Origin of the sequence: Serratia sp. CY71090 (assembly GCF_052166845.1) — a bacterium.
In the GTDB taxonomy this organism is placed as follows: Bacteria; Pseudomonadota; Gammaproteobacteria; order Enterobacterales; family Enterobacteriaceae; genus Serratia; species Serratia nematodiphila.
The window spans coordinates 205,883-232,536 of the sequence record NZ_JBJNOA010000005.1 but is presented as its reverse complement, the minus strand read 5'-3'; the positions used below and the strand labels follow the sequence as shown (position 1 = coordinate 232,536).

The 26,654-nt window shown below is 61.7% G+C and carries 25 protein-coding genes; 9 read left to right on the top strand and 16 right to left on the bottom strand.

All coding sequences use genetic code 11. The annotated features are described in order from the left end of the window. Positions 1-13: 13 nt before the first annotated feature. Complete coding sequence (gene clcA / locus ACJ8OK_RS11915) at positions 14-1,453, bottom strand: H(+)/Cl(-) exchange transporter ClcA (protein WP_033631797.1); 1,440 nt, start codon at positions 1,451-1,453, stop codon at positions 14-16. Positions 1,454-1,627: 174 nt separating this feature from the next. On the opposite strand from clcA, the gene hemL reads away from it, so the two are divergent. Then, positions 1,628-2,917 carry a glutamate-1-semialdehyde 2,1-aminomutase gene (gene hemL, locus ACJ8OK_RS11910; protein ID WP_049242056.1) on the top strand — a complete coding sequence of 430 codons (1,290 nt, stop codon included), beginning with the start codon at positions 1,628-1,630 and terminating at the stop codon, positions 2,915-2,917. A gap of 60 nt (positions 2,918-2,977) precedes the next feature. On the opposite strand, the gene ampE is transcribed toward hemL, so the two are convergent. Further along, positions 2,978-3,832 carry a beta-lactamase regulator AmpE gene (gene ampE / locus ACJ8OK_RS11905; RefSeq protein ID WP_033631795.1) on the bottom strand — a complete coding sequence of 285 codons (855 nt, stop codon included), beginning with the start codon at positions 3,830-3,832 and terminating at the stop codon, positions 2,978-2,980. Further along, on the bottom strand, positions 3,832-4,428 hold the full coding sequence (gene ampD / locus ACJ8OK_RS11900) for a 1,6-anhydro-N-acetylmuramyl-L-alanine amidase AmpD (RefSeq protein ID WP_033631794.1): 597 nt from the start codon (positions 4,426-4,428) through the stop codon (positions 3,832-3,834). The genes ampE and ampD overlap by 1 nt, the downstream gene beginning before the upstream one ends. A gap of 84 nt (positions 4,429-4,512) precedes the next feature. Between ampD and nadC the strand changes: the two genes are divergently transcribed. From nadC to hofC, 4 genes are all read left to right on the top strand, one after another. After that, on the top strand, positions 4,513-5,403 hold the full coding sequence (nadC, locus tag ACJ8OK_RS11895) for a carboxylating nicotinate-nucleotide diphosphorylase (RefSeq protein WP_004932717.1): 891 nt from the start codon (positions 4,513-4,515) through the stop codon (positions 5,401-5,403). Between the two features lie 189 nt (positions 5,404-5,592). After that, on the top strand, positions 5,593-6,030 hold the full coding sequence (gene ppdD / locus ACJ8OK_RS11890; protein ID WP_049242050.1) for a prepilin peptidase-dependent pilin: 438 nt from the start codon (positions 5,593-5,595) through the stop codon (positions 6,028-6,030). 5 nt (positions 6,031-6,035) lie between these two features. Beyond that, positions 6,036-7,478, top strand: coding sequence for a type II secretion system protein GspE (gspE, locus tag ACJ8OK_RS11885; RefSeq protein ID WP_442530601.1), 1,443 nt, complete (start codon positions 6,036-6,038; stop codon positions 7,476-7,478). Further along, a complete protein-coding gene (gene hofC / locus ACJ8OK_RS11880) occupies positions 7,475-8,674 on the top strand; it encodes a protein transport protein HofC (protein WP_060558576.1) in 1,200 nt (399 codons plus the stop codon). The genes gspE and hofC overlap by 4 nt, the downstream gene beginning before the upstream one ends. A 52-nt stretch (positions 8,675-8,726) precedes the next feature. Here the strand turns inward: hofC and ACJ8OK_RS11875 are convergent, their stop codons facing one another. Next, positions 8,727-9,770 (bottom strand): GMP reductase, encoded by a 1,044-nt coding sequence (locus ACJ8OK_RS11875; protein ID WP_442530600.1) that lies wholly within the window; start codon positions 9,768-9,770, stop codon positions 8,727-8,729. Between the two features lie 362 nt (positions 9,771-10,132). On the opposite strand from ACJ8OK_RS11875, the gene coaE reads away from it, so the two are divergent. Genes coaE through yacG form a run of 3 tightly spaced genes read left to right on the top strand, consistent with a single transcriptional unit; the run spans position 10,133 to position 11,747 of the window. Beyond that, positions 10,133-10,747 (top strand): dephospho-CoA kinase, encoded by a 615-nt coding sequence (gene coaE, locus ACJ8OK_RS11870; protein WP_060558574.1) that lies wholly within the window; start codon positions 10,133-10,135, stop codon positions 10,745-10,747. Between the two features lie 5 nt (positions 10,748-10,752). Further along, positions 10,753-11,505, top strand: coding sequence for a cell division protein ZapD (gene zapD, locus ACJ8OK_RS11865; RefSeq protein WP_033631789.1), 753 nt, complete (start codon positions 10,753-10,755; stop codon positions 11,503-11,505). 50 nt (positions 11,506-11,555) lie between these two features. Then, on the top strand, positions 11,556-11,747 hold the full coding sequence (yacG, locus tag ACJ8OK_RS11860) for a DNA gyrase inhibitor YacG (RefSeq protein WP_004932737.1): 192 nt from the start codon (positions 11,556-11,558) through the stop codon (positions 11,745-11,747). A 39-nt stretch (positions 11,748-11,786) separates the two neighbouring features. Here yacG and mutT read toward each other — a convergent pair whose 3' ends face one another. The 3 genes from mutT to secM form a co-directional block, all read right to left on the bottom strand. Then, a complete protein-coding gene (gene mutT, locus ACJ8OK_RS11855; protein ID WP_033631788.1) occupies positions 11,787-12,191 on the bottom strand; it encodes an 8-oxo-dGTP diphosphatase MutT in 405 nt (134 codons plus the stop codon). Positions 12,192-12,271: 80 nt separating this feature from the next. Then, the gene (secA, locus tag ACJ8OK_RS11850) at positions 12,272-14,980 is read right to left on the bottom strand and encodes a preprotein translocase subunit SecA (protein ID WP_046898126.1); all 2,709 of its coding nucleotides are present in this window, start codon (positions 14,978-14,980) and stop codon (positions 12,272-12,274) included. Between the two features lie 82 nt (positions 14,981-15,062). Then, positions 15,063-15,593: a secA translation cis-regulator SecM gene (gene secM / locus ACJ8OK_RS11845; protein ID WP_004932747.1), complete on the bottom strand. Its 531-nt coding sequence runs from the start codon at positions 15,591-15,593 to the stop codon at positions 15,063-15,065. 26 nt (positions 15,594-15,619) lie between these two features. Between secM and ACJ8OK_RS11840 the strand changes: the two genes are divergently transcribed. Beyond that, a complete protein-coding gene (locus ACJ8OK_RS11840) occupies positions 15,620-16,135 on the top strand; it encodes a DUF721 domain-containing protein (RefSeq protein ID WP_004932751.1) in 516 nt (171 codons plus the stop codon). Between the two features lie 101 nt (positions 16,136-16,236). On the opposite strand, the gene lpxC is transcribed toward ACJ8OK_RS11840, so the two are convergent. The 9 genes from lpxC to murD form a co-directional block, all read right to left on the bottom strand. Next, positions 16,237-17,154, bottom strand: coding sequence for a UDP-3-O-acyl-N-acetylglucosamine deacetylase (lpxC, locus tag ACJ8OK_RS11835; protein WP_004932754.1), 918 nt, complete (start codon positions 17,152-17,154; stop codon positions 16,237-16,239). Positions 17,155-17,257: 103 nt separating this feature from the next. Beyond that, positions 17,258-18,412, bottom strand: coding sequence for a cell division protein FtsZ (gene ftsZ, locus ACJ8OK_RS11830; RefSeq protein WP_004932757.1), 1,155 nt, complete (start codon positions 18,410-18,412; stop codon positions 17,258-17,260). 74 nt (positions 18,413-18,486) lie between these two features. After that, complete coding sequence (gene ftsA / locus ACJ8OK_RS11825; protein WP_004932758.1) at positions 18,487-19,743, bottom strand: cell division protein FtsA; 1,257 nt, start codon at positions 19,741-19,743, stop codon at positions 18,487-18,489. Further along, complete coding sequence (gene ftsQ, locus ACJ8OK_RS11820) at positions 19,740-20,591, bottom strand: cell division protein FtsQ (RefSeq protein ID WP_004932761.1); 852 nt, start codon at positions 20,589-20,591, stop codon at positions 19,740-19,742. Before ftsQ ends, ftsA begins: the two co-directional genes overlap by 4 nt. A gap of 1 nt (position 20,592) precedes the next feature. After that, positions 20,593-21,513, bottom strand: a complete 921-nt coding sequence (locus ACJ8OK_RS11815) for a D-alanine--D-alanine ligase (RefSeq protein ID WP_004932764.1) — start codon at positions 21,511-21,513, stop codon at positions 20,593-20,595. Next, positions 21,506-22,981 carry a UDP-N-acetylmuramate--L-alanine ligase gene (gene murC, locus ACJ8OK_RS11810; RefSeq protein ID WP_028127852.1) on the bottom strand — a complete coding sequence of 492 codons (1,476 nt, stop codon included), beginning with the start codon at positions 22,979-22,981 and terminating at the stop codon, positions 21,506-21,508. Before murC ends, ACJ8OK_RS11815 begins: the two co-directional genes overlap by 8 nt. A gap of 84 nt (positions 22,982-23,065) precedes the next feature. Continuing rightward, complete coding sequence (murG, locus tag ACJ8OK_RS11805) at positions 23,066-24,130, bottom strand: undecaprenyldiphospho-muramoylpentapeptide beta-N-acetylglucosaminyltransferase (protein ID WP_004932773.1); 1,065 nt, start codon at positions 24,128-24,130, stop codon at positions 23,066-23,068. Positions 24,131-24,133: 3 nt separating this feature from the next. Next, complete coding sequence (gene ftsW / locus ACJ8OK_RS11800; protein ID WP_004932776.1) at positions 24,134-25,336, bottom strand: cell division protein FtsW; 1,203 nt, start codon at positions 25,334-25,336, stop codon at positions 24,134-24,136. Beyond that, positions 25,333-26,652: a UDP-N-acetylmuramoyl-L-alanine--D-glutamate ligase gene (gene murD / locus ACJ8OK_RS11795; RefSeq protein WP_442530599.1), complete on the bottom strand. Its 1,320-nt coding sequence runs from the start codon at positions 26,650-26,652 to the stop codon at positions 25,333-25,335. The genes ftsW and murD overlap by 4 nt, the downstream gene beginning before the upstream one ends. Positions 26,653-26,654 lie beyond the last annotated feature (2 nt).

Genomic DNA, 26,654 nt, shown 5'->3' with positions numbered 1-26,654 from the left:
CTGAGTGTTGCGTTCAAGTATTCACCGCATTTGTTGTATTTTCCTTACTTGTTTTCTGCGCCGCCTCCCGCGCCAGCTGCGCCTCCTGCTTTTGCAGCGTGCGGGCCAGGATCGACGAATACAGCGGCTTGCCGCCGAGCAGCTGCGCCACCACCGTGGCGCCGAGGCAGGTGATGATCATCGGTAAAATCAGCTGGTAGTTGTCGGTCATTTCCAGCACCAGCACGATGCCGGTCAGCGGGGCGCGCACCGTGGCGGCGAACAGCGCCCCCATGCCGGCGATGGCGAAGGTGCCCGCCTCGATGCCGTACTGCGGGAACAGATGCGCCCCCGCCAGCCCGAAGGCGGTGCCGAACAGCGTGCCCAACGCCAGCATCGGCGCGAAGATGCCGCCCGGCGCGCCGGAACCGAAGCACAGCAGCGTGGTGAAGATGCGGGTGATAAAGATAAACATCAACATGCCGACGCTGTAGTTGCCCGCCGCGGCGATCGGGATCAGCCCAAAGCCGCCGCCCGCTGCCTCCGGCTGGATCAGCCCCAGAATGCCGCACACGCCGCCGAGCAGCCCGCCCATCAGCAAGACATTGCGCATTCTGCCGCCGTGCAGGCGCGCGAACATGTCCTGGGTGCGGAAGATCAGCGCGTTGAACCCCACGCCCACCGCGCCGAAGATTGCCCCCAACACCAGATAGAGCCACAGGGTATTGATGGGCGCCGAAGAAAGTTTGTCGACCGCGATCACCGCCCCCTGGCCGTTAAACAGCTGGAACACCACGCTCGACATGATAACGCCGATAAACACCGCTTTAATCGAGATCAGGTTGTAGCGGAACTGCGGCCGCATCTCTTCGATGATGAACAGGATGCCGGCCAGCGGCGCGTTGAACGCGGCGGACAAGCCGGCGGCGGCCCCGGTCGCCAGCAACGTATGACGCGCCTCGGCGCCGCGAATGCGCAGCACGTCCAATACCATGCGCCCGACGTTGCCGCCCATCTGCACCGTGGGCCCTTCGCGCCCCAGCACCATGCCCGCCCCCAGCGTGCCCATGCCACCGATGAATTTCACCGGGATCACGCGCCACCAGCGTACCGGCCGCAGCTCTTCCAGCGCGCCTTCGATTTCCGGAATGCCCGAGCCGCCCGCCTCAGGCGCAAAGCGCCGCACCAGGTAATAGCCCAGCGCCGCCAGCGCGGCGGACAGGATAAACGCCAGGGGCCACACCAGGAGCCAGGAGTCGGCGACCTGCGCCAGCGAAGCCAGCCGCTGCTGCTGCACCCACTCCACCGCTTTATCGAAGGCCACGCCGAGCAAACCGGCCAGCGCCCCCACCAGCGCGGCCATCACCAGGATCGCCACCGGGGTTTTATCGCGGCGAATAAACTGACGCACCGCATCGCTGCGGCTAAGACGCGGGCTCAACGTCCCGACGGGCTGTGATTGTGATTCTGTCATCGCGAGTGATTCGTCAGGTATTTTGTAATACAAATAGGCAGGGCGATAATTCTACCCCAACCTGGCGGCGGGCGCTGCCGTTAATGGTATCTGACTGTGATCGTTTCATAACGCGGCGCTCTCCTCTAGAATAGCGCGGTCAAATCATTCAAAAGAGAATCCAGGAGCCGATTTATGAGCCTACACAGCAAGTCCGAAAGTCTGTACGCCCAGGCGCAACAGTTGATCCCCGGCGGGGTAAACTCTCCGGTGCGTGCATTCACCGGCGTAGGCGGTGTGCCGCTGTTTATCGAGCGGGCAGACGGGGCTTACCTGTTCGATGCCGACGGCAAGGCCTATATCGACTATGTCGGTTCCTGGGGGCCGATGGTGCTGGGGCATAACCACCCGGCGATCCGCGACGCAGTGATCGAAGCGGCGCAGCGCGGCCTGAGCTTCGGCGCGCCGACCGAGATGGAAGTCAAAATGGCGCAGCTGGTCACCGAGCTGGTGCCGACGATGGATATGGTGCGCATGGTGAACTCAGGCACCGAAGCCACCATGAGCGCCATCCGCCTGGCGCGCGGCTACACCAACCGCGATAAAATCATCAAGTTCGAAGGCTGCTATCACGGCCACGCCGACTGCCTGCTGGTGAAAGCCGGCTCCGGCGCGCTGACCCTCGGCCAGCCGAACTCACCGGGCGTGCCGGCCGACTTCGCCAAGCACACTCTGACCTGCACCTATAACGATCTGGATTCGGTGCGCGCCGCCTTCGAACAGTACCCGTCCGAAATCGCCTGTATCATCGTCGAGCCGGTCGCCGGCAACATGAACTGCGTGCCGCCGCTGCCGGAATTCCTGCCGGGCCTGCGCGCCCTGTGCGACAAGTACGGCGCGCTCTTGATCATCGACGAAGTGATGACCGGCTTCCGCGTCGCGCTGGCCGGCGCGCAATCCTATTACGGCGTCGAACCGGATCTGACCTGCCTCGGCAAAATCATCGGCGGCGGCATGCCGGTGGGCGCCTTCGGCGGCCGTCGCGAGGTGATGGAGGCGCTGGCGCCGACCGGCCCGGTCTACCAGGCCGGCACCCTGTCCGGCAACCCGATCGCCATGGCGGCGGGCTACGCTTGTTTGACCGAAGTCTCACAGGTCGGCGTGCACCAGACGCTGACCGAACTGACCGAGATGCTGGCCGCTGGCCTGCTGCACGCGGCGCAGGAGGAGAATATTCCGCTGGTGGTCAACAACGTCGGCGGCATGTTCGGCCTGTTCTTCACCGACGCGCCGGCGGTCACCTGCTACCAGGACGTGATGCAGTGCGACGTGGAACGCTTCAAGCGCTTCTTCCACCTGATGCTGGAAGAAGGGGTGTATCTGGCGCCGTCCGCCTTCGAAGCGGGCTTCATGTCCGTGGCGCACAGCAAGGAAGACATTCAGCGCACCATCGACGCCGCGCGTCGCTGCTTCGCCAAGCTGTAATCCTGGCCGAATGGCCAAAAAAAAACGGGCGCCTCGGCGCCCGTTTTTTTTCTCTGCGGCTTAAAGCAGCGTGCCGTAAATGGTCAACAGCGCCACCACCACCACGATGATCATCGTCACCTTGCGCGCCAACGTCACCGCCGCCCGCGGCGTTTGCACCGGATCCATATGCGGATCGCGCGCCAGCGAGAACTGCGCCAGCCGCGTCAACACCTGATACGACGACGAATGCCGATCGCCGAGTGAGGCGAACCAGGCCGGCAACGCGCGCTCGCCGTGGCCGAACAACGCATAGGCCACCCCGGCCAAACGCACCGGGATCCAGTCCAGCCAGTTCAGCAGATGATCGATGCCCGACTGCGAACGCTCCAGCGGCGTATTGTGGCGCGCCAGCCAGGTTTGATAGGCGCGCAGGAAGGCATACCCCGCCAGCGCGATCGGCCCGTACGGCCCAAAGACCACGAACCAGAACAGCGGCGCCAGGTAATAACGGAAGTTGATCCACAGCAGCGCGTTTTGCAGCTCGCGCAGACGCAGCTCTTCACTGCAGTCCACCGGCAAGCCGTGGATCAACGCCAGCTCTTCCGCCATCTGATCGCTGGCATGGGTATCCCCCTGCCGCGCCGCTTTCAGGTAGGCGCGATAGTGTTTGCGCTTGATGCCGGCGCCGACGCACAGCAGATCGATGACGATCCACAGCAGCAGCGTCACCACGCCGAAGAACAGCCCGTGCGACAACCACAGAACGCCCCAGACGATCACCATCCAGGCGGCGGTCATCGCCAGCGTCTGCGCCAGCGAAACCCGATGCAGCCGCTGAAATACCACTTCGAGGCGATGATCCAGCTGCCAGTGTTCTCCCAGCTTGAACAGGCGCTCCCAGGCCAAAACCAGCAACAGCGTAAACAGCGTCATTAGCGATTCCTCTCCCTTTTTCTTGTCTCAAGCATAGCGTCGGCGGGCGCGCCTCGTTGTTCCAGAGATGCCAGATAGCGATCCCAATCGAACGCCGGCCCGGGATCGGTCTTGCGGCCGGGGGCGATATCGCAATGCCCGGCGATATTGGCCGCCAGCGGTGGATAATGTTCGGCCAGCAGCACGGTGACCGCCTGCAGCGTGCGATATTGCGCTTCGGTGTAGGGTAACTGGTCAGTCCCTTCCAGCTCGATGCCGATGGAGAAATCGTTGCACCGATCGCGCCCCTGATACAGGGAAACGCCCGCGTGCCAGGCGCGCTGGTCGAAGGGCACATACTGCACGATCTCTCCGCCGCGGCGAATCAGGCAATGCGCCGACACCCGCAGCTGATGGATATCGGCGAAATAAGGGTGCTGCGCAGGGTCGAGCGTGCCGGTGAACAGCTGGTCGATATAGGGGCCACCGAATTCGCCGGGCGGCAAGCTGATGTTGTGGATGACCAGCAGCGAGGGGTGCTCGTCATCCGGGCGCCGATCGCAGTGCGGCGAGAGCACTCGCGTCGCCCCGACAATCCAGCCATTTTCCAACTGCATCAGACACCTCTCTGCGGTGGTACTTATTCCTGCAACAGAGTAGCATGTTCCCCTACGATCTAACCGTCCATTTCGGAGTTTTCCATGCCGACACGCCGCTACAGTGCCGACAGTCGCCGCACCGAGCTTCTTGAACGAATTGAAAGTGATATTCCCTATGCCGTCGCCCAGGCGCTGCGCGAAGACCTGGGGGGTGAAGTCGACGCCGGGCGCGATATTACCGCGCAATTGTTACCGGCAGACAAGCAGGCCGAAGCCACCGTCATCACCCGTGAAGCCGGCGTGTTCTGTGGCCGCCGCTGGCTGAATGAGGTCTTTATTCAGTTGGGCAATCAGGTGCAGGTGGAGTGGCTGGTGGCGGACGGCGACCGTCTGACGCCGAACCAACCGCTCTGCCGGCTGCGCGGCCCGGCGCGGGTGATGCTGACCGGCGAGCGCACCGCGCTGAACTTCGTGCAGACGCTCTCCGGCGTGGCGACCGAGGTCAGCCGCTACGTGGCCCTGCTGGAAGGCACCCGGACTCGCCTGCTCGATACCCGCAAGACCTTACCCGGCCTGCGCACCGCGCTGAAATACGCCGTGCTGTGCGGGGGCGGCAGCAACCACCGGCTGGGGCTGTCCGATGCCTTCCTGATCAAGGAAAACCACATCATCGCCTCCGGTTCTATCAAGAACGCGGTGGAAAAAGCCTTCTGGCTGCACGCCGACGTGCCGGTGGAAGTGGAAGTCGAGTCGCTCGATGAACTGCAGCAGGCGCTGGATGCCGGCGCCGACATCATCATGCTGGACAACTTCAGCGTAGAGATGATGCGTCAGGCGGTCGCCCAAACCCAGGGCCGCGCCCAGCTGGAAGTGTCCGGTAACGTCACCCGCGAGACGCTGCGCACCTTCGCCGAGACCGGCGTGGATTACATTTCGGTCGGCGCGCTGACCAAGCATGTAACCGCGCTCGATCTGTCGATGCGCTTCAAATGATCCCCTCGCCCCCGGCCGCTGCCGGGGGCGTTACCGTAAAATTGCGAACCCCCTCTCACCGTTTTTTTCACCGCTGCAAACCACATCATTACTGATGGAAGCGCGCCGAGAAACGCGTAACCGCCCCTCGCCGTGCCCCCGAGCAAGCCGCTACCGTTGTCTTCCACACCCCAATGGAGGAAACAACGCATGGAAACACAACGCGGCTTTACCCTGATAGAACTGATGGTGGTGATCGCCATCATCGCCATCCTCAGCGCCATCGGCATTCCCGCCTACCAGCGCTACATCCAGAAAGCAGCGATGACCGACATGCTGCAAACCATGGCGCCGTATAAAATGGCGGTCGAGCTGTGCGTGCTGGACGAAGGCGCGCCCGCCGGCTGCGAGGCCGGCAGCAAAGGCATTCCCACCGGCGGCACGTCGCGCTATGTCAGCGGGGTGAAAGTCGTCAAAGGCGTGATCACGCTGACCGGCAGCCAAACGCTGCAGGGCCTGGCGGTGGCATTAACCCCCAAGTCGAACGCCGATGGGCTGACCCGCTGGACCCGGCTGTGCAGCAGCGAAAACGCGACGCTGGTTGAGGTGTGCCAGGAAGTCTTCCGCTTCGACAACGCGGCGGAGTAATGGCGATGAACGCGCAAATCAGCGAAGAGGTTCACGCCCTGTGCCGGCGCTATCAGGCGCTGGCGCTGAGCGAAGACCCGACCACCCTGACGGTCGCGCTCAGCGAAGAAGCGCCGCAGGGGCTGCTGGCGGCGCTGCGCTTCGCCACCGGCAAGCGCATCCATTTGGAACAATGGCCGGCGGCCAGGCTGGAGATGGCGCTGAACCAGCACCACGAGCCGCTCCCGGCGCCGTTGACGGCCGAAGAGAACACGACCGACATCGCCTACCCCGACGACGGCGATGCGCCGGTGGTACAGTTCATCAACCAGACGCTGCGCCTGGCCATTCAGCGCCGCGCCTCGGACATTCACTTTGAGCCCTTTCGTCAGCATTTTCGCATTCGCCTGCGCATCGACGGCGTGCTGCAAACCCTTGCCTCACCGCCGCCGCAGCTGGCTGCGCGCCTCATCGCCCGGCTGAAGATCCTCGGCCAACTGGATATCGCCGAGCGCCGTCAACCTCAGGACGGGCAGCTCAGCCTGACGCTGGACAGCGCGCGCTATGCCATGCGCATCGCCACCCTGCCGACGTTGCACGGCGAAAAGGTGGTGCTGCGCGTTCAGCAGGGCGAGCAGCAAGAGCTGCCGCTGGATCAACTGGGCATGAGCCGGACGGATCTGGCGCGCTACGCGGCAGCGTTGGCCTGCCCGCAAGGTTTGATCCTGGTGACCGGCCCGACCGGCAGCGGCAAGACGGTAACGCTGTACAGCGGGCTGCGCCAGTTGAATGATGCGCAAAGCAACCTGTGCAGCGTCGAGGATCCGGTCGAGATCCCGCTGTTCGGCGTCAATCAGACCCAGATCAACGCCAAAACCGAGCTGAACTTCACCCGAGTGCTGCGTGCCCTGCTGCGCCAGGATCCGGACGTCATCATGATCGGCGAGATCCGCGATGCGGAAACCGCCGAGATCGCGGTCAAGGCCGCACAAACCGGCCACCTGGTGCTGTCGACGCTGCATACCAACTCCACTGCTGAAACCCTGACGCGGCTGATGCACATGGGTATCCCCGGCTACCTGCTCGCCGGCTGCCTGAAGCTGGTCGTCGCCCAGCGGCTGGTGCGCAGGCTGTGTCGCCACTGCCGCTACCCGCAAAGCCAGCCGGCGCATTTTCCCACCGCGCTCTGGCCGGAACCGCTGACCGCTTGGCGCGCCGACGGCTGCGAGCACTGCTTCGGCGGCTATTATGGGCGCATCGGCGTGTATGAACTGTTGGCCATTACGCCGGAAATTCAGGCGGCATTGCTGGCGAACGCCGCTCCCAGTCTGCTGGCGGATATCGCCCGCGAGCAGGGGCAGCTTTCGCTGCTGCAGGCGGGTCTGGCGCTGGCCGCCGAAGGCACGACCTCGCTGGAAGAACTGTACCGCGTGATCGACGTCGTCCAGCCCGGCGTAACCACGCCATGAAAGCGCGCCGGTTGTTTCTGTGGCAGGCTTTCGACGCTCAGGGCACCTTACGCCGCGGCGAACTGATGAGCGATGAAAAACGGCAGGTGAGCCGGCTGCTGATCGAACAAGGCCTGCAACCTTGGCGGATCGGGCACGGCAAACGCGTCACGCCCGGCCAATGGCGCGGAGAACCGTTAATCCACTTCACCCGCCAGCTCGCTACCCTGTTGCAGGCCGGGCTGCCGCTGGTCAATACGCTGCAGCTTCTGGCGGCAGAGCATCCTTCGGCAGCCTGGCGTTGCCTGCTGCGCCAGCTGGCCGACCAGGTGCGCGAAGGGCAGCCGCTCTCCGAAAGCCTTGCCGCACAACCAAGCGTTTTTCCACTGATCTATCGCCAACTGATCGCCATCGGCGAACTGACCGGCAACCTCGATCGCTGCTGCCTGCAGCTGGCGCAACAACAGGAGGCCCAGCTGCTGCTGCGCCGCAAGGTGACCAAAGCGCTGCGTTATCCCCTCTTCATCTGCGCGGTGGCGCTGCTGGTCAGCGTGCTGATGCTGGTGATGGTGCTGCCGGAATTTGCCAAGGTTTATCAGTCGTTCGATGCGCAACTGCCCTGGTTTACCCAAGGATTATTGGGGTTGTCCGCGCTGCTGATCGCCGTTGGCCCCTATTTGGCGCTGCTGCTCGGCGCGTTGCTGTTCGGCTACTGCCGCTGGCTGCATCCGCGCCCTCCGTGGCGCCAACGCGAACAGGCCGCCTTGCTGCGCCTGCCGCTAATTGCCCTGCTGGTGAGCGGCGGCGCGCTGAGCCAAACATTTCGTATCCTGACCATGACCCAACGCGCGGGGCTGACGCTGGTGGAAGGCTTGAACGCGGCGGCGCTGGCGGCGGATCATCCGTTGTACCGGCAGGCGCTGGAGCAGGTGCAACGGCAGATCGCCGAAGGCGAAGCGTTTCATCATGCCCTGGGCCTGCAACCGCTGTTTCCGCCGCTGTGCCGGCAGCTGGTGCGGGTGGGCGAGGAGTCCGGTTCGCTGGACGCCTTGCTGGATAAGTTGGCGCAGTGGTATGAACGGCAGACGCACGAGCTGGCCGATACGCTGGCGCAAACGCTGGAGCCGCTGTTGATGCTGGTGGTGGGCGGGATTGTCGGCGCTTTGGTTATCGCCATGTATCTGCCTATCTTTCAACTGGGCAGCGTGCTGGGATAAAGAAGAGGATAGCGGGCGCCGTGGTGCGCGGCGCCCGAATGCAAGCTGCGGCTTATTTGCTGCCGAAGACGCGGTTTTCCTGCTCCGCCACGCGGATAAAGGTGGTGCGCTTGGTCAGCTCTTTCAGACGCTCGGCGCCGACGTAGGTGCAGGCGGAACGCAGGCCGCCGAGGATATCGCGCACGGTAAACTCTACCTCGCCGCGCAGCGGCAGCTTGACGGTTTTGCCTTCGGCCGCGCGATACTCCGCTACGCCGCCGACGTGGCGCTTCATCGCTGACTCGGAGCTCATGCCGTAGAACAGCATAAATTTCTCGCCGTTCTCTTCCACCACGGTGCCTTCGCACTCGTCGTGGCCGGCCAGCATGCCGCCCAGCATCACGAAGTCCGCGCCGCCGCCGAAGGCTTTGGCGACATCGCCCGGCACCGAGCAGCCGCCGTCGCTGACGATTTGGCCGCCCAGCCCGTGGGCCGCATCGGCGCATTCGATCACCGCCGACAGCTGCGGGTAGCCCACACCGGTCTTCACGCGGGTGGTGCATACCGACCCCGGGCCGATGCCGACTTTAACGATGTCGGCGCCGGAGAGGATCAACTCTTCCACCATTTCGCCGGTTACCACGTTACCTGCGCAGATGACGTGATTCGGGCAGGCTTCGCGCGCTTTCTGCAGGAAGGCGACGAAGTGTTCGGAGTAGCCGTTGGCCACGTCGATACAGATGAATTTCAGCGCCGGGGACAGGGCCAGGATCTGCTGCATTTTGGCGAAGTCGGCTTCGGAGGTGCCGGTGGAGACCATCACATGGCACAGCACCGATTCCGGCATGCGCTGCACGAAGTCAGCCCATTGCTCGACGCTGTAATGTTTGTGTACGGCAGTGAGAACGTCGAAAGAAGCCAGGGCCTCGGCCATGCGGAAGGTGCCCACCGTGTCCATGTTGGCGGCGATAATCGGCACGCCGGACCAGCTGCAACCTGAATGCTTGAAGGTAAACTGACGTTCCAGTTCAACCTCAGAGCGGCTTTTCAGCGTGGAACGCTTAGGGCGGATCAACACGTCTTTAAAGCCCAACTTCAAATCTTCTTCAATACGCATGACTTATGATTTCCTGGTTAATGGCGACGGATCGCAAGGAGGATATTCGAACCTCTACCCGACGGCTTTCCAGTGGCGCAAAAAGACGGCGGCGAGATTAATGCCAGTTCCAGTGACGTTATAATACGCGCTAATAATCGCCGAACAAGACTGCGAATTCGCCTTTATTTACGCTACAATCCGACAAATTTACCTGCATAATCGCAGTGTGATTGCCCGCTCATTTTTGCCGTGCCGCTGCGTTTTTTCTCGCCACCCAATCGGTGCCGATGCGCAAGCGCCGCCTGCCGACTTGCACTTCTGCGCGATCGCTTTATGATTCGACTATTATTTTTTTATGAACATCGGATGCACCTAACACCATGGCCTACATTGTTGCGTTGACCGGGGGCATAGGCAGCGGCAAGACGACCGTCGCGAACGCCTTTGCGCGCCACGGCGCAACCCTTGTCGATGCTGACGTGATCGCCCGTCAGGTCGTCGAGCCGGGCACCCCTGCCTTGGCCGCGATCGCCGAACGATTTGGTAATGAAATGTTGCTGCCGGACGGTGCGTTGAACCGCGCTGCGCTGCGTCAGCGCATCTTCAGCCATCCCGATGACAAAACCTGGCTGAACCAGCTGCTGCACCCGCTGATACACCGTGAAACCCAGCGCCAACTGGCGCAGGCCACCAGCCCGTACGCGCTGTGGGTGGTGCCGCTGCTGGTGGAAAACCGCCTGCAGGATCGCGCCGATCGGGTGCTGGTGATCGACGTCGACGCCGAAACCCAGCTGGCTCGCACCATCGCGCGCGACGGCGTAAGCCGTGAGCAAGCGCAGAGCATTCTCGCCGCCCAGGCCACGCGCCAGCAGCGCCTCGCCGTGGCGGATGACATTATTGACAACAGCGGCGCCGCTCAGGGGATAGAGCCACAGGTCGCCGCTCTGCATCGTCGCTACCTTGAACTGGCGGCAACAGCGCCCCAACAGGATTAAACTGCATGAGTGATGTTTCCCCAACCGTTCTCTTTGAACACCCGCTGAACGAGAAGATGCGCACCTGGCTGCGCATCGAATTCCTGCTGCAACAGCTGCACGGCCAACGCGCCCTGAGTGAAACCGCCATCGCCCTCACCTTCTTTCGCACCGTCTCCGACTTGCTGGACGTGCTGGAGCGCGGCGAAGTGCGCACCGAACTGCTCAAAGAGCTGGAGCGCCAGCAGCAGAAACTGTTGGCCTGGGCCGATGTGCCGGGCGTGGATATGGCGCTGATCGACCAGCTGCGCGGCCAGCTGAAGTCGCGCTCATCGGCGCTGATGGCGGCGCCGCGCCTCGGCCAGGCGCTGCGCGAAGATCGGCTGATCGGCCTGGTGCGTCAGCGGCTGAACATTCCTGGCGGTTGCTGCAGCTTCGATCTGCCGACCCTGCACATGTGGATGCACGCGCCGCAGCAGGATCGCGATACCGACGTCGCCGCCTGGCTGCAGTCGCTGGAACCGCTGAACCAGGCGCTGATCATGGTGTTGGATCTGATCCGCCAATCCGGGCCGTTCCGCAATCAAATCAGCCTGAACGGTTTTTTCCAGGACAACGCCGAAGGGGCGGATCTGCTGCGCCTGCGCCTCCATCTGGCGCCGCAGCTTTATCCGCAGATTTCCGGCCATAAGACGCGTTATGCCATTCGTTTCCTGCCGCTGGACAGCGAACATGGCGCGGTGCCTGAACGCCTGACGTTCGAACTGGCCTGTTGTTGAACTTTGAAAGAAAGCCTTCTCAGCACTGTCAGAAGGCATAAGGAACCGTTATGACGACCGTAGTAAAATGCCCAACCTGTGGCACCGGCGTGGTTTGGGGTGAAGTCAGCCCATTCCGGCCGTTTTGCAGCAAACGTTGCCAGCTGATCGATCTCGGCGAGTGGGCCGATGAAGAGAAGCGCATTCCGAGCAACAGCGATCTGTCGGAAAGCGAAGACTGGAGCGAAATGGACGATCGCTGATCGCCCGCTGTTGGCCTGGCGGACGCCAGGCCAAACTGGTTATTGCGCGGCGTTCGCCTGTGCCACCAGCAGCTGAATAATGCCGACGTTGGCTTCCGGGAACTCGTCTTCACGCAGGTCCGCCTGTTTTACCCAGCGCATCGGTTGCCCCTCGCGGCCGAACGGCTCACCCGCCCAGGCTTCTACCAGATAAAAATTCAGCGTCACGATGCGATCGCTGAAGCGGTGCTCCACCACCTCCAGCAGTTCGGCGCGTTCGGCTTCGATACCGGTCTCTTCCCGCAGCTCGCGGCTCAACGCCTGTTCCGGCGTTTCACCCTGTTCGATCTTACCGCCGGGAAACTCCCAGAATCCGGCCATGTGCGCGTCAGCGGCGCGGCGGGTAATAAAGATCTCCTGTTGAGCATTGCGGATAATGCCCACGGCGATATTCAGATGTTTCATCTCACCCTCCTGATGGGTGCCAAAAAACAGGGGCTCAGCAAGCTGAACCCCTGGGTGTTATCGGTTAACCGCGGCCGGCATTACTGCAGGCGGCCGTGGCACTGCTTGTATTTCTTGCCGGAACCGCATGGGCAAGGATCGTTGCGCCCCACTTTACGCTCGGCGGTCGCCGGCGCGTTCGGATCTTCAGTCACCAGCGCGTTCTCGTCGTGGTGGCTCAGCTGTTGCTGCTGCGCCAGACGCTCGGCCTCTTCACGGCGCTGCTGTTCCAGCGCTTCCACCTCTTCCGGCATCCGCACCTGTACCTTGCTCAGCACGCTGATCACTTCATATTTCAGCGATTCCAGCATGGTGGCGAACATGTTGAAGGATTCACGCTTGTACTCCTGCTTCGGATCCTTCTGCGCGTAACCGCGCAGGTGGATACCCTGACGCAGGTAGTCCATCGCCGCCAGATGCTCTTTCCACAGAGAATCCAGCGTCTGCAGCATCACGCCCTTCTCGAAGTTGCGCATCATCTCGCTGCCGACCACTTCTTCCTTACGCTGATACTGCTCTTTGGCGTTCTCCAGAATGCGTTCGCGCAGCGTCTCTTCGTGCAGCTCCGGCTCTTTGTCCAGCCACTGGGCGATCGGCATCTCCAGATCGAAGTCGTTCTTCAGGCGCTCTTCCAACCCCTGAATGTCCCACTCTTCTTCCAGCGACTGCGGCGTGATGTAGTTGTCGATGGTGCTCTTGAACACGTCCTCGCGGATGCTGGCGATGGTTTCGCTCACGTCGGACACGTCCAGCAATTCGTTGCGTTGGCTGTAGATGGCACGGCGCTGATCGTTGGCGACGTCATCGTACTCCAGCAGCTGCTTACGGATGTCGAAGTTGCGGCTCTCTACCTTACGCTGGGCATTGGCGATCGCCTTGGTCACCCACGGGTGCTCAATCGCTTCGCCTTCTTTCATGCCCAGTTTACGCATCATGCCGGACACGCGATCCGAGGCGAAGATACGCATCAGGGCATCTTCCATCGACAGGTAGAAGCGGGATGAACCGGCGTCGCCCTGACGACCGGAACGGCCGCGCAGCTGGTTATCGATACGGCGCGATTCATGGCGCTCGGTGCCGATGATATGCAGGCCGCCCGCCGCCAGCACCGCGTCGTGGCGCTCTTTCCAGGCGGCTTTGATGGCTTCGATCTGCTCTTCGGTCGGTTCTTCCAGCAGCGCCACTTCAGCCTGCCAGCTGCCGCCCAGCACGATATCGGTACCACGGCCCGCCATGTTGGTGGCGATGGTTACCGCACCGCTCTGGCCGGCCTGGGCGACGATGTCCGCTTCCATGGCGTGGAATTTGGCGTTCAGCACCTTGTGGTCGATGCCCGCTTTGGTCAGCTCACGGGACACCACTTCGGATTTCTCGATTGAGATGGTACCCACCAGCACCGGTTGGCCTTTGGCGGTACGCTCGCGGATGTCCTCGATGATGGCGCCGATCTTCTCTTTCTCGGTCATGTACACCAGATCCGGCATGTCCTTACGGATCATCGGACGGTTGGTTGGCACCACGATGGTGTCCAGCTTGTAGATCGAGCTGAATTCGAAGGCTTCGGTATCGGCGGTACCGGTCATCCCGGCCAGCTTCTCGTACAGACGGAAGTAGTTCTGGAAGGTGATCGAAGCCAGCGTCTGGTTCTCGTTCTGGATCTCCACGCCTTCTTTGGCTTCCACCGCCTGGTGCAGGCCATCGGACCAACGGCGGCCCTGCATGGTACGGCCGGTGTGTTCGTCGACGATGATCACTTCGCCGTCTTTCACGATGTAATCGACGTCGCGGGTGAACAGCACGTGGGCGCGCAGCGCGGCGGTAACGTGGTGCATCAGCATGATGTTGGTCGGCGAGTACAGCGATTCGCCTTCATCCATGATGCCGGCCTCTACCAGCATCTCTTCGATCAGGATCAGGCCGCGTTCGGTCAGGTGCACCTGGCGCGCCTTCTCGTCCACCGAGAAGTGCCCTTCACCCTTGAAGGTGTCGGAGTCTTCTTTTTCCTGGCGGATCAGTTTAGGGATCAGCTTGTTGACCTTGATGTACATCTCGGAGCTGTCTTCGGCCGGGCCGGAGATGATCAGCGGCGTACGCGCTTCATCGATCAGGATGGAGTCCACCTCATCCACCAGCGCATAGTGCAGTTTGCGCTGCACGCGCTCTTCCGGGCTGAACGCCATGTTGTCGCGCAGGTAGTCGAAGCCGTATTCGTTGTTGGTGCCGTAGGTGATGTCGGCGGCGTAAGCTTCACGCTTGGCCGGCGCCGGCATGCCCGGCAGGTTGATGCCGATGCTCAGGCCGAGGAACTCGAACAGCGGGCGGTTGTTTTCGGCGTCACGCTGCGCCAGATAGTCGTTGACGGTCACCACGTGCACGCCGCGGCCGCTCAGGGCGTTCAGGTAGGCCGGCAGCGTCGCGGTCAGGGTTTTACCTTCACCGGTGCGCATCTCGGCGATGCAGCGGTCGTTCAGCACCATGCCGCCCAGCAGCTGCACGTCGAAGTGACGCATGCCGAACACGCGCTTGCTCGCCTCACGCACCACGGCGAAGGCTTCCGGGATCAGGCTTTCCAGCGACTCGCCTTTTTCCAGGCGTGCGCGGAACTCGTTGGTTTTCGCTTTCAGCTCGTCATCGGACAGTTTTTCCATGTCCGGTTCCATGCGGTTGATCTGCTCAACCACTTTGCGCATGCGGCGCAGGGTACGATCGTTACGGCTGCCAAAAACTTTGGTTAATAATTTCACTAACATGATGTTTGATATCTCTGTCATGACGGCCGAATGCGGCAGTCAACTTGCTATTATTTATGGTTTTTATGCCCTAAGGGCGGAGTCAGACGAGAACGACGGGCCCGGCGCGAATGCCTTGCACCTGAGCCACCCACAGGCCGGTCTGGTGCCGCGCCAGCGTTGGCAGCACCTCAAGGTGGGTGTGGCGAATGATGGTCGGCGGCTTCGGCTCATGCGTCAGCAGCGCATTGAGGGTAGACAGCAACGCCAGTTGCGCTACCTGCAAAGGCGGTTCCGCTTCGGCTTCACTCTCCTGTACCCGCGCATAAACCGCCTGCGGCGCCAACGCGAAAGAGAGGTGACGAATGACGGTGCGCAGTGCATGCTGCTGCCAATAATCTACGCTGAAGGTAGGGCGGCGGTGCGCGTCCTGCAGCAGGGCCAGGCTGTTGAAGGTGCCGTTGGCCGAATTTTGCCGGTTAAGGCTGGACGACGTATTCGGCAGCGCGGCCTGATCGGGAGCGCCGGACAAATTGGAAGACGCGCCAAGCGTGGCCGCAACCATCCCTAACAGGAGATGGGGCCAGAAATAACGTCTGCCAAATTGTCGCCAACGATTTAGAATACCGATCACGAGTTTATAATCCGCCGGAGCCCATTATGCGCGATAGCCGTCCACAATTATTAGATGTCCTGTTCGACGACGCGTCTGCCGGCAGCAAAGGGCCGCTGCATAACGTCCAGCAACGCGCGGTGGCGCTGCTCAAGCTTAACCGTGCAGTGAAGGGCCTGTTGCCCGCTCCCCTGCATCCCTGGTGCCGCGTCGCGAATTTCCGACAGGGTATTTTAGTGCTCGAAACGGCAAATGCCAGTTGGATGATGCGCTTGCGCTACGAACAACCCGCTTTGCTGTCTGCACTACGAGCGCAAATTCTACCATCATTGTCGTCGATCGACATCAGGATTAATCCGGCCTTGATGGCGAAAGGCAGCAACCAGGTGCAAAACGCCGAGAAAGCGCCGGAAAAACCCGTGCCGATGCGGCATTTGAGTCTGGAAAGTGCGGAAGAGCTGAGAGGATTGGCGAGCCGTAGCCCGGAGAAACTGCGCAAGATATTGGAACGGCTGGCTGCATTGGCCGGAGAGGGTACCAACACAACCAGTCGTGATAAGTAATCAGCGACACAACTGCAAAACATCAGACGGCATCACGAGCCTGAATTCTCAGGCTCTCAGAGGATGCGCCTGCCGTTATTCGCAGGCGAGGAATTCAGACCTTACGCCAATACGGTAGACGGCGCCTTGAATGCCAACGGCATTTCGGCTTCGTCCTGGAAGGTCACGTATTCCCACGCTTCCTGCTTGGCCAGTACGGCCTGCAGCAGTTTGTTGTTCAGCGCGTGCCCAGACTTGAACGCGGTGAACGCGCCAATGATGTTGTGGCCGCACATGAACAGGTCGCCGATGGCGTCCAGCATTTTGTGACGTACGAACTCGTCTTCGAAACGCAGACCGTCTTCGTTCAGCACACGATAGTCATCTACCACGATGGCGCAATCGAAGCTGCCGCCCAGGGCCAAGCCGCGGGACTGCAGATATTCGATATCGCGCATGAACCCGAAGGTGCGCGCGCGGCTGATTTGACGCACGAACGACTCAGCCGAGAAATCAAGACGGTAGCGCTGAGAGCTGGCGTCGATAGCCGGGTGGTTGAAGTCGATGGTGAAGTCCAGGCGGAACCCGTTATGCGGGGACAGCTCGGCCCATTTGTCGCCATCTTCAACACGCACGGTCTCTTTCAGACGCAGGAATTTCTTCGCCGAGTTCAGTTCTTCGATGCCGGCATCCAGCAGCAAGAACACGAACGGACTGGCGCTGCCGTCCATGATTGGGATTTCAGCGGCGTCGACTTCGATGACGATATTGTCGATGCCCAACCCAGCCAGCGCGGCGTTGAGGTGCTCAACGGTCGAAATACGCACGTCATGCTCATTCACCAGGCAAGTACAGAGCATGGTATCACGCACGGATTTTGCATCAGCCGGAAAATCAACCGGTGGATTCAAGTCAGTGCGACGATAGATGACCCCGGTATTAGCCGGCGCTGGGCGCATTGTCAGCGTGACTTTCTTGCCGGTATGCAAACCGACGCCAGTCGCCTGAACAATACGTTTTAATGTCCTTTGTTTGATCATCGTTTTATCTCGCAATGTTATCCATCCTACCAGCCAAGCATACAGCATGGCCGGCGGGACAGTTTAGCACAAAGAGCGGAGATTCCAAATTCTCAGGATATTCTTAGTCTGCCTGTTTACGCAGGAAGGCTGGAATATCAAGATAGTCGGGCTCTTTATTCGGCTGCGCAGCTTGGTCGTTGACCACCTTGGCGGCAGGTTTCACTTCCTGCGGCAGAGGCGACATGCCGTGCTGCTGATAACGGTGATCCATCACTGGCTGGCTGGCCTGCTTATTGGTCACCAGAGTGATTTCAGGACGCTTGTCCATACCGATACCGGTTGCAACCACGGTAACGCGCAGTTCGTCGTTCATTTCCGGATCCAGCGAGGTACCGATAACCACGGTAGCGTTGTCGGAAGCGAACGCACGGATGGTGTTACCCACAGTTTCGAACTCATCCAGACGCAGATCGAAGCCAGCGGTAATGTTGACCAGCACGCCGCGCGCGCCGGACAGGTCGATGTCTTCCAGCAGCGGGCTGGAGATCGCCATTTCGGCCGCTTCTTCGGCACGGTCTTCACCGCAAGCCACGCCGGAACCCATCATCGCGTAGCCCATTTCGGACATCACGGTGCGCACGTCGGCGAAGTCGACGTTCATCAGGCCCGGACGGGTGATCAGCTCGGCGATACCCTGCACCGCGCCTTTCAGCACGTCGTTGGCCGCGCCGAACGCGTCCAGCAGAGAGATGCCGCGCCCCAGAACTTTCAACAGCTTGTCGTTCGGGATGGTGATCAGCGAGTCCACGTGTTTGGACAGTTCAGCGATACCCTGCTCCGCGAATGCCATGCGCTTCTTGCCTTCGAAGTTGAAAGGCTTGGTCACCACGGCCACGGTCAGAATACCCAAATCTTTAGCCACTTCAGCCACCACTGGCGCCGCACCGGTACCGGTACCGCCGCCCATGCCGGCTGCGATGAAGACCATGTCTGCGCCGTCCAGCGCTGCGCGCAGGGCTTCGCGGTCTTCTTCCGCTGAATTGCGACCCACCTCAGGGTTCGCGCCCGCCCCCAGACCTTTGGTAATACCGCTACCAATCTGGATGGTTTGGCCAACCGCCGTTTTGCGGAGCGCCTGGGCGTCCGTGTTCACAGCGAAGAATTCAACACCTTCGATGCGCTCACGCACCATGTGTTCAACGGCGTTGCCACCGCCGCCGCCGACGCCGATGACTTTAATCACCGCGTCATTGGTTAGTTCCATTGGTTCAAACATAGTTTCTCTCCGTTTTGTGCCTGTCGCTGCGAGATCATAAAAAGATTACTCAGCATGATCTCTTTGTTGAAACATTAAAACTCTTTTCTCAGCCAGCTATTGATGCGTTTAAACCAATTGCCCACCGAGGCGCGTTTTTCTACTTCTGTCTCACCGCTCAGGTGAGACTCTTTTCCATAGTGCAGCAGACCTACCGCCGTCGAGTAGTAAGGCTCCTGCGCATAATCCGTCAGACCCGTGATGTTCAAGGGTTGGCCGATGCGTACCTGAGTGTGGAACACCCGTTGCGCACAGGCTGCCAGGCCATCAATCTGGGCGGCGCCACCGGTCAGCACGATACCTGCCGCCAGATGATGCTTCACCCCTTGCTGACGCAGTTGCTCCTGCAATTGCAAAATTTCATCGTTAACCAGATTCAACAGTTCGGTGTAGCGTGGCTCAATGACTTCAGCCAGCGTCTGTCTTTGCAGACTGCGCGGAGGACGTCCCCCGACGCTAGGCACCTCTACATTCTCATCCTTGCTAACAATCGACCCAAGCGCACAACCGTGTCGAACTTTAATCGCTTCCGCGTCGGTCGGCGGCGTGCCGAAGGCGTAGGCGATATCGCTGGTGACCACGTTCCCGGCATAAGGGATCACTTTGGTGTGGCGCAGCGCACCGCCGGTATACACCGCCATATCCATGGTGCCGCCGCCGATATCCACCACGCAAACGCCGAGTTCGCGTTCATCTTCGGTCAGCACCGCGTAGCTCGCGGCCAGACCGGCGAAAATAAGTTGGTCAACTTTCAGGCCGCAACGTTCCACGGCCTTGACGATGTTCTTCGCCATATCGTTATGGCAGGTAATCAGATGCACCTTGGCCTGCATGCGCACGCCGGACAGCCCAACCGGGTTTTTGATGCCTTCCTGATAATCGATGGCGTATTCCTGAGGGATCACGTGCAGGATACGGTGTTCGTCGCGCACGCGCACCGATTTGGCGGTGTGCACCACATTCTCCACGTCGTCCTGCGTCACTTCCTCTTCCGAGATCGGCACCATGCCGATTTCGTTCTGGCAGCTGATGTGTTTGCCCGACAGCGCCAGGTACACCGAAGAGATCTGGCAGTCCGCCATCAGCTCGGCCTGATCGATGGCGCGCTGTACGCACTTCACCACCGATTCCAGGTCGTTTACGCCACCCTTATCCATACCGCGAGACGGGCAGCTGCCCACCCCGATAATGTTGACCATGCCATCGGGCAGAACTTCCCCTACCAACGCGGAGACTTTTGCAGTACCGATCTCCAGTCCAACTACCAGTTTTCTGTCCGTCGACTTGATCATTGTTGTTTTGCCTGTGCCTGATTCTGTTGCTGATTACTGTTTTGCTGACCGCCAAGCGCCTGCGGATCGACCAACACCGGAGCCCACCCTACCGAAGCGCCGGACTCGTAGCGCAGATCGACATAGCTGACACGCTTGCTCTCCGCCTGGCCCTGCTGCTGCAATACCGGGTAAAGCTCGATAAACCGCTGCAAACGCCCGTTGCGGTCATCGCGCCCCAGCTCAAGCCGGACATCGTTGTCCAGCGCCAGCTGCCAGGAATGGCGCGCGGTCATCGCCGCCATTTTCAGCGTATATTTGCTGGCCGCCAACGTGGCGCTCATCGCCCGATAGCCTTCCAGCACATCCTGCTCGCTCCCTTCCGGCCCGTAGAGCAGCGGCAACTTCTGCTTGCCCGCCCGCTCCGCCGGCACGCTGAACGCTTTGCCCTCGGCGTCCACCATGTGCAAATCGTTCCAGCGCGCCACCGGGACGTACTCCACCAGATGGATCTTCAGCTCATCCGGCCATTGTTTGCGCACGCTGGCCTGCTTGATCCACGGCAGACGTTCGATCTGCTGCTGGATGACGTCCACATCCTGCGTCATAAAGGTGCCGGGTGCGCCCAGCGCCAGGATCGCCTGACGAATATCATCGTTGGTGGTGTAATGGCGTTCGCCGGTCACCACCAGCCTTGAGAGCGGCAGGCGGCTGGCGTCTTTCATCCAGCCAAGCACCGCCCAACCGCTCCACACGACCGTTCCCAACACCATCAGCAGGAAAATCATTCCCGCCAACTGGGTTCCATTGCTGCGACGCGGGCCGTTATCCACCTCGCGATCGCGCGCATTCAGGGCAGCTTGCGACATATCAGTCGGCCAACTCCAAAATTCTCGCCACCAACTGCGAGAAGCTTAATCCAAACTGGCGCGCCGCCATCGGCACCAGGCTATGACTGGTCATGCCCGGAGAGGTGTTCACCTCAAGCAGATAGAAGCGGCCATCGCTGTCTTGCATCACGTCGACGCGGCCCCAGCCGCTGCAGTCCAGACCGCGGTAGGCGCGCAGCGCCAACGCCGCCATCTCGGCTTCCTGCTCGGCGCTCAAACCGCTCGGGCAGAAGTACTGCGTATCGTCCGAAATGTACTTGGCCTGATAGTCGTAAAACACGCCGGCCGGCTGGATGCGGATCGATGGCAGAACCTGGTCGCCCAGCATCGCCACGGTGTATTCCGGGCCGCTCAACCACTTCTCCACCAGCACATCGTCGTCATGGCGGAAGGCCTCTTCCAACGCCGCTTCCAACGCAGCGCTTTCGGTGACCTTGCTCATGCCGACGCTGGAGCCTTCACGGCTCGGCTTGACGATCAGCGGCAAACCGAGATCCGCCACACGCGCCAGCAGCGCCGCTTTTTCGGCGCCGAGGTACAGCTGGCGATTCAGCGCCACGTAAGGCGCCACCGGCAAGCCCATCGACTGCCACACCATCTTGGTGCGCCATTTGTCCATGGTCAGCGCCGAGGCCATCACGCCGCTGCCGGTATAAGGCAGTTCGAGGAACTCCAGCAGCCCTTGCAGGGTGCCGTCCTCGCCGCCGCGCCCGTGCAGCGCGATAAACACTTTGGTGAACCCCTGCTCTTTCAGCTGGGTCGCCGGGAAATCGCGGGTATCGACGCCGTGCGCATCGATACCGGCTTCGCGCAGCCCGGCCAGCACCGCGGCGCCGGATTGCAGGGAAACTTCGCGTTCGGCGGAGGTGCCGCCCAGCAGAACTGCAACTTTATCAGCCATGGTGCTCCTCCTCTTTCTTCGGCGGCTGCAGCTTCAGCTCGGCCAGTTTACGGGCGATTTTGCCCACGTTGCCGGCGCCCTGCACCAGCACCAAGTCTTCATCCTGCAGCAGCTGCGCCAGGGTTTCCGGCACGCTATCGGCATCGGAAACCAGGATCGGATCCAGCTTGCCGCGGCTGCGGATGGTGCGGCACAGCGAACGGCTGTCCGCGCCCGGGATCGGCGCTTCGCCGGCGGCGTACACGTCGAGCATCAGCAGCACATCCACCTGCGACAGCACGTTGGCGAAATCGTCGTACAGATCGCGGGTGCGCGTATAACGGTGCGGCTGGAAGATCATCACCAAACGCTTGTCCGGCCAGCCGGCGCGCGCCGCTTTCAGCGTGGCGTCCACCTCGGTCGGATGGTGGCCGTAATCGTCCACCAGCATCGCGCTGCCCGCTTTGCCGTTGACCGGTTCCAGCGGGAACTCGCCGAGGAAATCGAAGCGGCGCCCGGTGCCCTGGAAGCCCGCCAGCGCGCGCAGAATATCTTCGTCGTCGATGCCTTCTTCGGTCGCTACCGCCACCGCCGCCGCAGCGTTCAACGCATTGTGGCGGCCCGGCGCGTTCAGCGTCACCGTCAGCAACGGCTTATCCTGGCGGCTCAGGGTAAAATGCCCCTGCGGCCCAATCTGCCGGTAGTCTTCGATGCGCACGTCGGCATCCTCACTGAAGCCGTAGGTGGTGATATGGCGACCCACGCGCGGCAACAGCTCACGCACCACCGGATCGTCAATGCACATCACCGCGCGGCCGTAGAACGGCAGGTTGTGCAAGAAATTGATAAACGTCTGTTTCAGGTTCTCGAAGTCGCCCTGGTAGGTGTCCATATGGTCGGCTTCGATGTTGGTGACCACGGCCACCATCGGCTGCAGATGCAGGAACGACGCATCGCTCTCATCCGCTTCCGCGATCAGATAACGGCTGGACCCCAGTCGCGCGTGGGTGCCCGCCGCCTTCACCAGCCCGCCGTTGACGAAGGTCGGGTCCAGGCGGGCTTCGGCATAAATGCTCGAGACCATCGCCGTGGTGGTGGTTTTGCCGTGCGTGCCAGCAATAGCGATGCCGTGACGAAAACGCATCAGCTCCGCCAGCATTTCAGCGCGGCGGATCACCGGGATGCGCGCTTCACGAGCGGCGACGATCTCCGGGTTGTCGGCGGAGATGGCGGTAGAGACCACCACCACGCTCGCATCCAGCACGTTTTCCGGACGGTGATTGAAATAAATCGTCGCTCCGAGCGCGCTCAACTGTTGGGTCACCGGATTCGGCGCCAGGTCGGAGCCGCTAATCTGATACCCTTCGTTTGCCAACACTTCGGCGATACCACCCATGCCGGCGCCACCGATGCCGACAAAGTGAATGTGCCGGACGCGACGCATCTCGGGCACGATAGTACGTAGTTTCGCCAGTTGTTGTGTATTCATCACTCTCTCTAATCCGGATCCGGTACCCCGGCCCTACATCACATTGCTTTTATTCAGGTTCGGCGCACCGAACCCCTGCACTCGTTACTTGGCGAGCCGCACCAGCTCCGCCGCCACGCGCTCGGTGGCGTCCGGAATGGCGACCGCGCGCGCTTTCTCGGCCATGGCCAGCAGCGTCTTGCGATCCCAGCTCGCCAGCAGTTCGGCCACCACATCGGCGTTAAACTGCGGCTGTTCGATAATTTTCGCCGCGCCGGCTTCTTCCAGCGGACGCGCATTCCAGTACTGCTGACGATCCTTATGCATGAACGGCACGAAGATCGCCGGCAGCCCCGCCGCCGCGATTTCGCTGACGGTCAACGCGCCGGAGCGGCAGACCACCACGTCGGCCCAGGCATAGGCGGCGGCCATGTCATCGATGAACTCGGTCACCTTGTGCTGCGTCTGCCCTACCCTTTCGTAGTCGCGCAGCACCGTTTCCAGCGCGCCCTTGCCAACCTGATGCCAGAGCGTAATTCTATCGCCCAAACGCGCCGCGACTTCAGGAACTGTCTGATTCAGCACGCGCGCGCCCTGACTTCCGCCAATCACCAACACACGGATCGGGCCTTCGCGCCCTTGCAACCGCTCCGCCGGCAGTGGCAGCGCCAACACGTCGGTGCGCACCGGGTTGCCCACCACCTCGGCGTTCGGGAACGCGCCGGGGAAGGCCTGCATCACTTTGGCGGCGATGCGCGCCAGCCAGCGGTTGGTCAAACCGGCGATGCCGTTCTGCTCGTGCAGCACCACCGGAATGCCGCACTGCCAGGCCGCCAGGCCGCCGGGGCCGGAAACGTAACCGCCCATCCCCAGCACCACATCCGGCTGATAACTGCGCATAATGGCTTTCGCCTGACGCACCGCCTGCCAGATCCGCAGCGGCGCCGTCAACTGGGCCTTCAGGCCCTTGCCGCGCAGGCCGGAGATGCGGATAAAATCAATCTCGATCCCGTGCTTCGGCACCAGATCGGCTTCCATTCGGTCTGCGGTTCCGAGCCAGCGCACCTGCCAGCCCTGCGCCATCAGATGATGCGCGACCGCCAGCCCCGGGAACACGTGCCCACCGGTACCGCCTGCCATCACCATTAAACGCTTAGGTTTCCCGCTCATCCCTTACCTCTTCACAAACGCCTGAGCCTTGGTCAGGCGCGTTTCATAATCAATTCGCAGCAACAGCACGATCGCCGTCGACATAATCAGCAGGCTCGAGCCGCCGTAACTGATCAGCGGCAGCGTCAGACCTTTGGTCGGCAGCATGCCTGCGGCGGCGCCGACGTTAACCAGCGCCTGGAAGCTGAACCACACGCCGATCGCGCAGGCCAGGAAGCCGGAGAAGCGTTGGTCGATCTCCAGCGCGCGGCGCCCGATGGACATCGCGCGAAAAGCGACGAAGAATACCATTAACAGGGCTAAAACCACACCGATATAGCCCAGTTCTTCACCCAAAATGGAGAAGATGAAGTCGGTGTGCGCTTCCGGCAAATACTCCAGTTTCTGCACCGAGTTGCCGAGCCCCTGCCCCCAGAACTCACCGCGGCCGAATGCCATCAGCGACTGGGTCAGCTGGTAGCCGCTGCCGAACGGGTCGGCCCACGGGTTCCAGAACGAGGTCACGCGGCGCATACGGTAGGGTTCCGCGATAATCAGCAGCACCACGGCGAACACGCCGGAGCCGATGATCGCCAGGAACTGCCACATTTTCGCGCCGGCCAGGAACAGCATCGCCAGCGTGGTGATGAACAGCACCACCACGGTGCCGAGATCCGGTTGCGCCAGCAGCAGCACCGCCAGCACCACCATGACGCCCATCGGTTTACAGAAGCCCCAGAAGTTGCTGCGCACCTCTTCCACCTTGCGCACCAGATAGCTCGCCAGATAGCAGAACAGCGACAGCTTGGACAGCTCCGCCGGCTGAATACGCAGCGGGCCGAGCGCGATCCAGCGCGAGGCCCCGTTTACCGAGCTCCCCACCACCAGGACGATCAGCAGCATCACGATCGACATCAGCAGCATCACGTTGCTGTAGCGCTGCCAAACTTCCATCGGGATGCGCAGCGTCACCAGCGACAGGCCGAACGCCAGGCCGAGGTACAACGCATCACGCTTGGCGAACAGGAACGGATCGTCCGCCAGGCGTTGGCCGATCGGCATCGACGCCGAAGTCACCATCACGAAGCCGATGATCGCCAACCCGAAGGTCAGCCACAGCAGAGTGCGATCGTACAGCACCATGTTGACCGCGTCGTTATCGCGCGCGCCGGTCACCCAGTCTTTCATCCGTTCTGTCAGCCCGAAGTTCGGCAAGCGTAGTTTCATCCGCCAAGCTCCTGCGCCAGGCGGGAGAACTCATCGCCGCGCACTTCAAAATTACGGAACTGATCGAGACTGGCGCAGGCCGGCGACAACAACACCATATCGCCGGGCTGTACGCGGCCGGCGATGGTGCGCATCGCCTGCTCCATGGTCTCGGTCAGCGTCGCCACTTCCGGCCGCAGCTGCGCCAGCTGGGCGCCGTCGCGGCCAAAGCAATACAGACGCACGTTGTCGCCCTGCAGGTAGCGCGCCAGCGGTGAGAAATCGGCGGACTTGCCGTCGCCGCCCAGCAGCAGATGCAGCGTGCCGTCCACCTGCAGGCCGTTCAGCGCCGCTTCGGTGCTGCCGACGTTGGTGGCTTTGGAATCGTTGATCCAACGCACGCCGTTGTTCTCCCAGGCCAGCTGGAAACGGTGCGCCAGGCCGGTAAAGGTGGTCAGCGCCTTCAGGCTGGAGGCACGCGGGATATTGACCGCATCCGCCAACGCCAGCGCCGCCAGGGCGTTGGTGTAATTGTGGCGGCCGGTCAGCTTCATCTCGCGCGTATTCAGCACCTTCTCACCGCGCACCCGCAGCCAGGTTTCCCCCTGCTGACGGTTCAGGTGATAGTCGCCCACGTCCGCGCCGAAGCTCACGCAGCGCTCGTCGGCGCCGCGCACCGGCATGGTCAGCGCATCGTCCGCGTTCACCACGCACACCGCGGCGTTTTCATACACGCGCAGTTTGGCGCCGCGATACTGCTGCAGGCCAAATGGATAACGATCCATATGATCTTCGGTCACGTTCAGGATGGTCGCCGCCGCCGCCCGCAGGCTATGCGTCGTTTCAAGCTGGAAGCTGGACAGCTCCAGCACGTACAGCTGACATTCCTGACGCAACAGGCTCAGCGCCGGCAGGCCGATATTGCCGCCCACGCCTACCGCCCAACCGGCGGCTTTCGCCATTTCGCCCACCAGGGTGGTGACGGTGCTTTTGCCGTTGGAGCCGGTGATCGCCACGATCGGCGCCTGCGCCTCGCGGCAGAACAGTTCGACGTCGCCGACGATTTCCACGCCGGCGTCCGCTGCGGCGCTCAATGCCGGGGTCGCCAACGCGACGCCCGGACTGGCGACGATCAGATCCGCCGCCAGCAGCCAGTCCTGATTCAAATCGCCCAGATGGCGCTCCACGCTTTCAGGCAGTTTGTCCACCCCTGGCGGCGCGATACGGGTATCCATCACGCGCGGCGTTACGCCGCGCGCCATGAAGAAATCGACACAGGACAGGCCGGTGAGGCCCAACCCGATGATGACGACTTTTCTACCCTGATAGTCTGCCATGA